The organism is Paenibacillus sp. FSL L8-0340 (assembly GCF_038593145.1).
GTDB lineage: Bacteria > Bacillota > Bacilli > Paenibacillales > Paenibacillaceae > Paenibacillus_AQ.
On sequence record NZ_CP151967.1, the window covers coordinates 291,863 to 304,282 of the forward strand.

6 protein-coding genes are annotated in these 12,420 nt (G+C 55.6%); all 6 read left to right on the forward strand.

The genetic code is table 11. The features are described from left to right. Positions 1–78: 78 nt before the first annotated feature. The 6 genes from NST07_RS01385 (at position 79) to NST07_RS01410 (ending at position 12,203) form a co-directional block, all read left to right on the forward strand. Entirely contained in the window at positions 79–3,606 is a 3,528-nt protein-coding gene (locus NST07_RS01385) for a carbohydrate-binding domain-containing protein (RefSeq protein ID WP_342480943.1), read from the forward strand. A gap of 184 nt (positions 3,607–3,790) precedes the next feature. Next, positions 3,791–5,518, forward strand: coding sequence for a glycoside hydrolase family 3 N-terminal domain-containing protein (locus NST07_RS01390; protein WP_341377048.1), 1,728 nt, complete (start codon positions 3,791–3,793; stop codon positions 5,516–5,518). Further along, positions 5,505–6,581 (forward strand): glycoside hydrolase family 88 protein, encoded by a 1,077-nt coding sequence (locus NST07_RS01395; RefSeq protein WP_342480944.1) that lies wholly within the window; start codon positions 5,505–5,507, stop codon positions 6,579–6,581. Before NST07_RS01390 ends, NST07_RS01395 begins: the two co-directional genes overlap by 14 nt. Before the next feature lie 60 nt (positions 6,582–6,641). Continuing rightward, positions 6,642–8,357: a hypothetical protein gene (locus tag NST07_RS01400; protein WP_342480945.1), complete on the forward strand. Its 1,716-nt coding sequence runs from the start codon at positions 6,642–6,644 to the stop codon at positions 8,355–8,357. Between the two features lie 40 nt (positions 8,358–8,397). Further along, positions 8,398–11,190, forward strand: a complete 2,793-nt coding sequence (locus NST07_RS01405) for a glycoside hydrolase family 38 C-terminal domain-containing protein (RefSeq protein WP_342480946.1) — start codon at positions 8,398–8,400, stop codon at positions 11,188–11,190. After that, on the forward strand, positions 11,187–12,203 hold the full coding sequence (locus NST07_RS01410; protein ID WP_342480947.1) for an HAD family hydrolase: 1,017 nt from the start codon (positions 11,187–11,189) through the stop codon (positions 12,201–12,203). Before NST07_RS01405 ends, NST07_RS01410 begins: the two co-directional genes overlap by 4 nt. Positions 12,204–12,420: the final 217 nt, after the last annotated feature.

A 12,420-nucleotide genomic window follows, 5' to 3' on the forward strand; every position in this document is an offset into this window, starting at 1 on the left:
CGGATTTCGGGTATTCATATTCGCCTAGCCAGCACTTGGGGTGCCCCGAATCTACCTTATTAGAAGAGGGTGTTTATTGTGCGAATTCAAAAAAACATTGCTTTACTGCTCATTCTGGTGTTGATGCTGATGACCTTCTGGATACCGGATGGGTCAAAGGGTTTGGCATCGGCCGCTGCTGAAGATGCAATTGTTACAAGTCAGGTGATTGAACAACAGGCCGATTCACAAGAAGCGGCCGCGGATTCCGTACACAATAGCACGGTGACTGCATCAACCTATGAACCTCCGATGACCTTGTTGTGGCAGGTGGGCGATTCGGATAATAGCTCTGCAGAATTTACCGTCTTTAACAATGTCTACAGCAAGACTCTCCAAGTTCCCGTACCCCCGGGCCACTGGGATAACGTCCCCAAGGGCATGAAGGCCGATGCCAATGGATTCATGAATCTTTCCTTCCATTTGAGCCGGGTTCCAGAATATGGAGTCCAGTTTAGCCTCAAAGTTATCGATGCAAGCACAGCTATTCCCCAGCTTGCTGTATTTACAAACGGTCTGATGAGCGGGCTTATTCAGATCACCGGCCTGAATGACGGTGAGAAGACGCTGGAGAATACCTGGAAACAAACCTATAGGCTATACATTCCCAAGGAACAGCTGAAGACCGGGCGAAATGCAGTCCGGCTAACCGTGGATCGCGGATTGTACGCGGATCCGCAGGCTCCCGGTTATAACGGAGACAAATATTTATGGTTCGAGTGGGATTACTTCAAGCTGGAGTCGCTGAATGCACCGGCTGTCGAGCCGATCCATGGACGGTATGTCCATCTGGGAAGTACAATTGCCGCGGCAACCTTCAAATACGACGAGCATGCGATCCGCCATTTGGGGCCTATGGCCAAGTGGATGGGTATTGCCTATAGCGGCAACTGGATGCGGGCCTCATTCTGGTCTGATACCAGCACAGGCTGGGACCCGCAGGGGCGAAACTACCTGGCAACGCTCCGTGATCTGAACCTTGAGCCGATGGTCAATATCATAGGAGGCAACTGGAGGAATAACAGCGAGCTAAGCAGCGGCACAGTCCCGGCAGCACTCCGGAGTTACTACGCTAACTTCGTCAGTAAGTTCGGTGATTTGTACCAGTATGCCGAAACCGGCAATGAACCGGGACTGTTCGGCTGGGCCCAGAAAGCCGTAGTAGCTACGCACGAGCTGATGGATGAAGAACGGGCAACGAACAGTCAGCCCTATCTCAAGATTGTTGCTCCGGGTTGGGCGTATTGGCCGTATAACGGAGCTCCCGACGGCTGGGAGCGGGACGCGGAGCAGCGCAGGGAGATCGAGGAGCTGTCCGATGTGACGAATGGGCACAGCTATGGCGGAACGGGAGTGCAGCCGCTGCCGGGCGGCAGCCTTTATGAGACTCTGCAGGTCTATGACGACGCAGATGACGGCTTCGGCAAAAAGATGGCGATGAGTGAAACAGGTGCCAATGACAACCATTCCGACAACACGAAGTATGGAACCTATGCCTACAGGTTCGCTGCTGCTTTTGACCGGGAGATGCGCGGAAATATTGGATATGTGGACCATATTATGCAGCATGCGGCTTTCTTTAACGACGGCACGGAATTTGGGCTGTTTGCTTCCGGGATCAATTGGAACACGCACCGTTATGAAGATACTGTTGCGGTACCGGCCAACAGCAGTGAGGCGGGAGAAACGCGGCTGAAGACTTTCCGCAGGCTGGCTGCCGCGTACGCTACCCATGGCCGTCCGCTAAGCTACGAGGTGCTGAATACATGTGGATGCAGCTCGAACATGAACATGAAAAAGGTCTACTTCCGCGCGGTAGATACGTCGGCACTGGGTACCTCGGCTATCGGGGCAGAATCGGATAAAATCCTGCTGAACTTCGTCAATTTCGAGAAAAAGCCGATGACGATGAAGGTTCGGGTAACCATGCCTAGCAGCGGGCAATATGCCGGAGAAGTGTTCGGAGCGGGCAATTCCTATGCTGCCGCACATTCCACCGTGCAGCTTACGGCAACTCCGAATATCACCCTTACGGTTACCCTGGGAGCCGGCGAAACAGTCCAGTATATTCTGGATAAACTGGAGACAGAAGCACCGACAGTACCGGGAAGTCCTGCAGCTATAGCGCTCAGCCATGAGCAGATCAAGGTGACCTGGAATGCCTCGGCTGACAATGATGCGGTGGTCAGCTACAACGTGTACCGTGACGGCGGGGTTACTCCGGTGATGACGGTTCCGGGCCGGATAACCTTTTTCAGCGACTATAGTGTGGCCCCGGAAACGCAGTACAGCTACAGGGTTCAAGCCGTGGATGACTTCGGCAATATTTCAGCATTAAGCCCGGCCGTATCGGCAACTACATCGGCCATGCCGATCACGCCGCATGTCCCGGGTGATCCCACCAAGTTTGAAGCGGAAGCAGCCTCATTTGCCCTGCCTCTGCGAATTGGTAACAACAGCAGTGCATCCGGAGGAAAGGTTGTGGAACAGACCCATGGAGGCGGCATTTCCATCCAGGGATTGTATTCGGAAGTGGGCGGAAGCTATACCCTGACTATTGCATACGCTTCCAATCAGGATTCGAAGAAAAATATTGTCGTGAACGGACAAAGGCAGTCCACGGTTACCTTGCCTTCAACAGGCAGCTGGAACAGCAACATTACGGCCAGACAGTTCGGCGTTACACTTCAGCCGGGCTATAACACGATCAGCTTCACTTCCGCTGGCAACGGAGCGAATCTCGATTATTTCAAGCTGGAGGAAGGGCTTTATGTTCCGGTGTCCGACTGGTACACGGTAGAGCATGACCATGCCTATATTGACTATACCGGGTTTGAAACAGCGCCGAACGGGGTGTCCCATGTAACCTACTCGCCGGATTCGTCGGCGGTGTTTAACTTTAACGGAATCGGTGTCCGCTGGAGATCGGATATTAAGAGCAATATGGGCAGCGCGGATGTGTACGTTGATGGGCAATATAAGGAGACCGTTGTCATTCCCCAGGCAGGGCTGGAAGGCGACAACAAGATCGTCTACGAGCTGACGGGCCTGGATTATGGGCTGCACCGGATCGAGGTCGTCCATAACACTGGAACGGTAATGGTGCATGGCTTCGAGTTCGAGGGCTATGAGTCAACACTCCCGGCTCCAATGGCGGATCTAACCGTCACGGAGGTCGGCTGGAATATTGTAAACAGCGACGGCACACCTTCCAGCCATGTGACCCCCGAGCTGGGCGATTCCTTAATCTTCTGGGCCAAGGTTAAAAACGTCGGCGTGCGTCCTACCCCGCTGAACAATTCCACCGGGCTGGGGCAGATTACAGGCGGTGCTTTCTCTGTTAACGGCGGGGTCGTATCCTGGTCGGACACGAATAACACGGTGATCCAGCCGGGCGAGGAAATTACCCTTACGGCCAACAGCAGTGCCCAGGGAACGCCAAGGTGGACAGTGCCGACCATCGGAGACTTCACCATCAGCTTTTTTGTCAACGATATCTGGCGGTATGAGGAGATGAACAAGGAGAATAACAAGTTAAACAAGAACCTTCAAATCAGTTTGAATTGATCGAAGGATCGGCCAGCCTCCCCCGCTGCTTTGGATCACGAGGCAGCGGGGTTTTTCAGTTTGCTAAATGTAGAAGATTCTATATGTTTATAGAATTTTGAACTTATTTTGTAGTTGCCTTTATTTAGAGTGGCGCCGGGTTTCGTTACACTGGGGTTAGAAACTACCGGGAGGAATCGTGACCATGCGAAAGGCATTAGCTAAGGAAGAGCGGGACTGGGTAGAGCGCACCTTACGATCCATGAGCCTGCGTGAAAAGATCGGGCAGACGATGCAGGATCATGCGGGCAGGCTGCCATTCCAAGGGATGGACGAAGGGACTATAAGGGCGTATTTGGAGAAATATCCGGTGGGCAGCTTCTTTATCGGCGGAGAGGTGATTCAGAAGGCTGCCGGAAAAGCGGAGGAATACCGCGAGTGGGTGGAGCTGCTTCAGAAGGTCAGCAAATATCCGCTGCTGTTCTCGGGCGACCTGGAGTTCGGGGCTGGCTCTGCAGTCAAAAGCTTAACCGCTTTTCCTCCGCTGCTTGCCCTTGCCGCAGTAGATGATGAAGCGCTGGCTTACGAGTACGGCAAGTATACAGCAATCGAAGGGCGTGCGGCCGGGTTTACCTGGGCGCTGGCACCGGGTACGGATCTTTTGCTGAACTGGATGAATCCGGTGATTACGACCCGCTGTCTGGGAGATGATGCGGAGCGGGCACTGCGCCTGTCCAGCGCTGTGATGCGGGGAATGCAGGATTACGGTATTGCCGCTTGTGCCAAGCATTTTCCGGGAGACGGGGTGGATTACAGGGATCAGCATATCATTACCACCATCAACGGTTTGTCCGAAGAGGAATGGTTCGCCACTTATGGCCGGGTGTCCCGGCAGATGATTGATCAGGGCGTGATGTCGTATATGACGGGACATATCGCCCTTCCCTGGCTGGAGGCGAATGCGCAGGGGAATAAGCCTGTTCCGGCTACGGTCTCGGCACGTATTACAACGGAGCTTCTGCGGAAGCGTATGGGGTTTGAGGGAGTTGTCCTGTCGGATGCGCTGGATATGGGCGGATTTCTGGCCTGGGGCGATTATGAGACGCGGACCATAGATTGTTTCAACTGCGGGACCGATGTGCTGCTATGGCCGGGTGTGAACTATTTTGAAGTCATGGAAAGGGCAGTCGCCAGCGGTAAGGTAACGATGGAACGGCTGGACGTAAGTGTCCGGCGGGTTCTGGAGATGAAGGCAGAACTGGGTATGCAGCATCTGGATGCCGAGGGCCGGGATCACTCCGCTGCGCCGCTGCTGAATGACAAATTGCATCCTGAGCTGGACCGGGAGGCCAGAGAACTAAGCACGACACTTGCCGGGCGGTGTATTACGCTGGTCCGTAACCGGAGAAATCTCCTGCCCCTGAATCCGCAGACGACCCGCAGAGTTCTCGTCATTATGCTGAACAAAGTGACAGAGGGACGCAAATATGACCGCATGGAGCTGTTTGTCGGGCACTTGAAGGCCAGAGGGCTGCAGGTGGATATTCTGGATGAATTCGAACCGCTGAATACGCTGCAGAAGTGGGAACAATCCGGGATTCGCTGGGATGCTGCGTTCACGCCTTATTTTCTGCCGCTCCACGGCATGATGAACACGGCCCGGCCGGTGGGGGAGGCTGCCAAGGCGATCTGGGCGATGCAGCATGCGGAGACGATCCACCCGATCGGGATCTCTTTTGCCACACCGTACCTGCTCCGGGATATGCCGTTTCTCGACACGCTGGTAAATGCGTATTCACTGCATGAAGATACGGTGGCGTTGACGGTTAAGGCGCTGTTCGGGGAGATTCCGTTTCAAGGGGAATCACCGGTGCAGGCAGATCCTGAGGGAATGAACAATGTTCCAAGGGGGCTTCAGCATGCCCGATACTAAGCAGTTATTGCAGGAAAAGCTGGACCTGCTGTTCGAATGTATGATTTCCCCCCGGCACCAAGGAAATTGGGGAATGGACATGGATCACTGGGACTGGGTCCCCGGGGTAGGGCTGATTTCCATACTGGATTATGGAGCGGCTGGCGGACAGGACAAGGCCATGAATTACCTGCTGCAATGGGTGGAGCGGAATAAGCAGAAGGCAGAAGGCGTGAAAGTCATTAATTCCATGGCTCCTTATGCCGTGTTCCCCGAATTGTTCCGGCGGACAGGGGATGAGTGGTTTCTGCATAAAGCGCAGGAAACCGCCGCCTGGATGCTGGAAGATGCACCGAGGACCCGGGAAGGCGCGCTGGAGCATACCGTCACTGAAGCGGCCCTGTTCCCTGAGCAGGTATGGGCAGATACGGTATATATGGCTGTGCTGTTTCTGGCGCGGCTCGCCAGTCTCACCGGAGACCGCGGCATGGCCGAGGCTGCGCTGCAGCAGACTCTGCTTCATCTGCGGCTGCTGCAGGACCCGGGGACGGGCCTGCTGTTCCACGGCTGGAACTGCCGGGAGGGCAGCCATATGTCGGCGGTCCGCTGGGCGCGGGCCAACGCCTGGATTACCCTTGCCGTTCCGCAAATTGTAGCCGGGATCAAGGGGCTTGTACCGGTTCCTGAAGAGCTGTACAGCCGCTATTCGGAGCTTGCTTCAGCGCTGAGGTCCTGCCAGGACACAGGCGGACTCTGGCATACGGTGCTCGACAGGCCGGACTATTACCAGGAAACATCGGGGAGCGCGGGCATCGCCTGCGGCTTCATTCAGGGAGTCAGGCACGGTATGCTCGAACCTTCTTATCTTGGCAGCGCCCGGGTCACAATTGAAGGCATCCTCCCGCTTATCCAGGATAACGGTGAGGTGCAGGGGGTGTCGGGAGGCACCCCCGTCATGCCGTCGGAGGAGGCGTATAACGAAATTGCGCTGTACCCGTCGCTGTACGGGCAGGGGCTGGTCATGCAATTGCTGGCGCAGGCACTGAATCTGGATCTGAATTTAGATCTGGGTCTGGGTCGGTGATCCGGCCTTGGCCCAGTAGGATCAGCCAAACCGTTTTACCAGAGAAAGGCAGGGAGATCGATGAACAAGATGACCGGCAATACCAATCAAGGGATAGACCAGCAGCAAATGCTGATCCGTAAAATGCGCATGCTGGAGTCCCGATATGATCCGGGAATTTGCATGCTGCGCTCGCCGTTCGGCAGCCCGGGATATCATACAACGCTGAAGCAGGCGGAGTTTATCCATTCCACCAGAGATTCGCTTTCGTATGCACTCGGGCTGTTGGATACCGAGCTGGCTGAGCTGGAGCAGCGGGCCTTTGATATTATCAGGCAGGTGATTTCCCTGCAGGATACAGACCGCAGCCATGATACCTTCGGAATCTGGTCATGGTTCTATGAAGAGCCGCTTGCGCAAATGTCGCCTCCGGACTGGAACTGGGCCGATTTCTGCGGCAGCCGGCTGATTCAGGCGTTGTCGCGCCATGGCTGGCGCTTTCTGGAGGCTCTGCGTGAAGACGTCATACGCTCTATTGAATATGCCTGCGAGGCGATTATGAAGCGGAATGTCGGTCCGGATTACACCAATATTGCCATTATTGGAGCCTTCGTTACGAGAATTGCCGGGGAGCAATTGGGCCGCGAGGATTATGCCGAGTACGGCCTGAAACGCCTGAAAAAATTGTATGCGTATACACAGCAGCGCGGGGCCTTTCAGGAGTACAACAGCCCGGTCTATACCTATATCGCTATTCTGGAGCTGTCCAAGCTGCGTTCCGAGACTACAGACAGCACGGTAAAAAGGCTCAGCGATGAGCTGATCGAGCTGACCTGGCAGACGGTCGCCGGGTATTATCATCCTGCGACCGCCCAATGGTCCGGGCCGCATTCACGCTCCTATCAGACGCTTCTGAATGATCAGAGTAAGGCTTTTCTGCAGGTCGCAACTCAAGGGGAGGTTATGTTTTTTCCTTGGGAGGAACTGCCTTATGAAGAGGAGTGGTACAAGAGCGGATTCTATTGCCCAGCAGCTTATCTGGATGCATTTAAGGTTAGGGGGACAAAAGAAGTGCGGCAGCTCTACGAAGGAAATGCGGGCGACGGCAGCGGCAAATGGGCAGTCACCTTTATGACCCCGCAGGTTAGCATAGGTTCCTTTACAGACAGCGACCTGTGGAATCAGAGAAGACCGCTGGTGGCTTACGTGGATAATAATGGTTCACCCTCCTATATTCAGCTCCGCTGTCTGCATGACGGCTATGACTATTGTTCAGCCCGTTTCAAAGCCAGACAGGATCAGGGGCATCTCCTGTTTGGAGTGGACTTTCTGACCAATGGCGGAGATACGCACCCCAATCTAGACCGCATTGACGGTGAGATTGAGGCTGGGGATTTCCGGCTGAGACTGGAGATCGGGGGCAGCCTGGACGGCATCTTCACCGAAACTGTAGAAGACGGGGCTGTGATTAAGATAGGAGAGACCGTCTTGCGTCTAACCACATGGTTCGCGGCATTCACGGGACATTCAGGAGCCAAGCGGAGCTGGGGCTGGGAGATCCACACGGACGAGGATGCCATCCTGGTGGATATGGTGCTGTATTCCGGCCTGCGTAAAAGCATTAATTTCACCCATCTGCGGCAAGCGGCGTTTGTATTCTCTCTGGATATTCAGGAGGGCGGGGACATTCCAAGGCCGCTGGTGGAGATGACCAGCAGCGGCAGGCTGCGGATCAGCGGGAGCACAGAGGAGCCTGAAGCTTTCTCCCTGACCCTGCGCCCGGGTCCCGCAGAATGAAGTTCCCCGAGACTGGAATGACAAAGGAGATAGGAAGCTCATGAAACCAGACACCTCCCATATCAAACAAATCAAGGTTGTCTCTAATACACACTGGGACCGGGAGTTCCGGCGGTCGTTTGAGCGGACCCGCCGGAATCTGCTGACCATGCTGGATACGACACTGGATATTCTCGCCGCTGATCCGGACTATGCGTCTTTTACGCTGGACGGCCATTCCATCCTGCTGGAGGATTATGTGGAAATGCGGCCGGAGCGCAGGGGACAGCTTGAACAGCTGATGCAGGAAGGGCGGCTGATCGCCGGCCCATATTATACGCTGGCTGAAGAGTTCAGCATCTCGCATGAGGCGCTGGTCCGTAATCTGATCCTGGGCCGGAGCGTGGTGGAGAAATTTGGCGGTAAGACAGGAACGGTCGCCTACACCCCGTCCTCCTGGGGGCAGACCGGGCAGTTGCCGCAGATTCTCCAGGACTTCGGACTTGATAAAATGATGTTCTACCGCGGCATCTCCCATCACGAGGCCGATGCGGAGTGGATTTGGAGCGCGCCTGACGGAACGCAGGTGCTTGCCAGCCGTTTTGGCCTGTATGCACGTTATAACTGGTATTACCAGGTTCACCGTGCAGTGACCCGCGGTACGGTTTTTGACAAGACCTATCAGTGGGGCAAGGAGAATGATCTGCCTTTCCGGCTGTCGGATACCTTGTCCGGAGAGGATCAGGCTTACGAGATAAAGTCACCGGTTGTCCAATACGACAAGGAGAAGTTGAAGCAGGCGGTTGAGGACATGATTGAGCGTGAAGGCCGCCATTTCACGACTGAAGTGTTCCTGGCGATGCATGGGCACGATATTTCGGTAGCCCATCCTCTGGAATCGCGGATTATTGCCGATGCCCGGGAACTGCTGGGGGACAAATATAACATCGAGCAGACAGATCTGGAGGGCTTCTGGAAGGAGGCGCAAAAACATCTGGACCGGGAGCATCTTCCTGTCCTCACGGGGGAGCGCCGGTCTTACCTTAAGGAAGGGATGTGGACATTCCTGTTCCCGGGAACGATCAGTGCGAGAACCTATCTGAAGCAAATGGACTTCTCGGCCAGCAATGCGCTGGTGTATTATGCGGAGCCGCTCGCTTCCTTGGCCTCGGCGCTGGGGTCCGCCTATCCCGCTGGATACATGGAGCGGGGATGGCGGTATTTACTGTCCAACCATACCCATGATGCCAACGGCGGCTGTGCGCCGGACAACGTCTGCGCCGATATGGAGTATAGATACCGGAAAGCCAGCGATATTGGAGATATCGTAACGGAGGATGCGATGGCGTACATCGCCTCGCAGCTGTCACCCGAAGGCATGGAGCAGGATGAGATGCAGCTGATCGTTTATAATCCATTGCCGATGGAACGGAATGCTATCGTGCTGCTCGATTTGGAGGTGCCGAGAGTCAATGGGGCCCTTTCCGTCAGCCTAAGCTCGGCGCTGGATCCGCTGGTAGAACGCCAGGCCATTGCCAGCGGCAATTCCAGCGTGTTCGTGGACAGCATATGGGATGTGCCCACGATCCTGGAGAGCCGCCGCATCCGGTTATTGGCCCGCTTGACCCGTCTGCCCGGACTCGGCTACCGGGCGTACCGGATTGTGCCGGAGGCGCGCGAGCTGCGCAGCAGCGGCACCTTGATTACAGGACCCGGCACAATGGAGAATGAATTTCTGAAAGTGCAGGTGAATCCTGACGGGACGCTGGATTTGCACAATAAAACGACCGGCAGAAGCTATAGCAGCCTCAACTATTTGAGCGATCAGGGAGAGAACGGAAACGCCTGGAAGCATGTGTCTCCTCTGCATGAGCGCAAATACAGCAGCCTTGGTGTGCCGAGCCAGGTAGCGGTAACGGTGAGCGGTCCCTTGAGCAGTACGATCGAAGCGGAGTATGAATTTGCGGTTCCGGCAGATTACGGGGACGGAGAGTCGCGCAGCCGGGTAATGGCAAAGCTTCCGGTGAAGGTAGCCTATACGCTGGAAAAGGGCGCCAAGCATGTACTTGTGAAGCTAACGGTAGATAATAGGGCCAAAGATCACTGGTTGCGCGCCAATTTCCCTACAGGGCTGCGTACCGGGGTTACTTGGGCCGACAGCCATTATGATGTGTTATCACGGCCCATCCCGCTGCCGGATTCCACGGATTGGGCGGAACGGGCCGAAGGTACTCATCCGCTGCGCACCTTTGCCGACATGACGGATGGAAGAGATGGACTCGCGGTTCTGCCCAAAGGGATCTATGAATATGAAGCCTTTGAGGATGAGCACAGTACCTTGGCGCTAACCTTAATCCGGGCCTGCCGGATCAAGCTGGCAGTGAGCGAAGAGAAGCTGACGGAGCTGCCCGACCAGGGCATTCAGTGCCCTGGCCTGCAAAGCTTCGAATATGCCATCCACGTACATGAAGGAGATTGGCAGGAGGCAGATCTGCTTGCACAGGCGGCGCAGCTGTACACTCCAGTGCGGCTCGCAGCCTCCGGCCGTGGGCAGGGCACGCTTCCGGCAGAGGCCAGCTTCTTTACGCTGAATAACCCTGCCCTTCATGTCAGCTGTGTGAAGCAGGCGGAGGATGGCAGCGGAACTATTCTCCGGCTCTTTAACGGTTCGGATACGGAACAGAAGGCGGACATCACCTTCGGCATCGCCCCGGAGCAGGTGCAGTGCTGCCGGATGGACGAAACGCTTCTGGCTGAGCCGGAGCTGCAGCTGGCTGCCAATCTCTTAGCAGTGACGATACCGGCCAAAAAGATCGTCAGCTATAAGATCTCTATGGGGGTTTGGGCGAGATGACGGAGAAGAAATTGCCTGGATTTGGTCTTGGAATGTCACAGCTGGCCGCCGGCTTCTTTGAGCAGGAGAGCGGAGGAGATGGGTTATTCCGCAGGGGAGTTGGCGGTGTTTCCGCTATTCTGACACCGAAGGACCGGAAGACTGAGTTTATCATATATGAAGACAAAACACTTTGTTATGTGAAGTCTTCGATGGGTTCCCCAGCGCTGTATCCTTTTTACGATGCAGCTTTCGAGGGTCCGGCAGAAGCGGTGCTGATGGATCTGGACGGAACCAGTGTCCACAGCGAAGGCTTCTGGATGTGGATTATTGAGCAGACGGTAGCCCGGCTGCAGGGAAATCCCCGCTTCGCGCTGCGCCCCGGAGATGAGCCGCATGTCTCCGGGCATTCCGTGTCGGAGCATCTGCAGTATTGCATAGCCAAATATTGTCCGCAGCACAGTGTAGAGGAGGCCCGTCAGCTTTACTTTGACATTACCCATTATGAAATGAATGAGATTATGCAGGGCCGGGGGAAGCCGGGGGCTTTTGTTCCTGCGCCCGGTCTGGGAGAGTTCCTCCAGACCCTGAAATCTAAGGGCGTAAAGATTGGGCTTGTAACCTCGGGACTGTACGAGAAGGCGTGGCCGGAAATCCTGTCAGCCTTCCGGACGCTGGATCTAGGCGATCCGTTCGGCATGTACGATGCGGTCATTACGGCCGGGCAGACATTTCATCCCGGCCAGGCGGGCACGCTGGGTGAATTGTCGCCGAAGCCGCATCCCTGGCTATATGCCGAGACGGCAAGGATCGGCCTGGGCCTGGGTACGGAGAAGCGCCGCCGGGTGGTCGGCATTGAGGACTCAGCGGCGGGTGTCATCTCGATCCGTCTGGCCGGATTTGCGGCGCTCGGCGTGACCGGCGGCAATATCCGCAGCAGTGGTGTGCTGCCCTTGCTGCAGCAGGAATTTGGCAGCCTGACGGAGATGCTTCCGCTGCTGCTTGGCGAGGCCGGTCCGGCAGCGGCCTTTTGAGGCCTAGGGAGTGCGTGCTGCGGGTGAAGAGTAGGAAGAGGAAGCAGCAGAAGGAGAGGGAGAGGGAGAGAAAGAAGAAGAAGAAGAAGTAGAAGTAGAAGTAGAAGTAGAAGTAGAAGTAGAAGTAGAAGAAGAGTACAGCTAATCTCCAGGGAAGGCAGCCTCAACGAAGATACTGGCATCTATGAGAAAAGCAGCAAATGATGATTGCACCGGG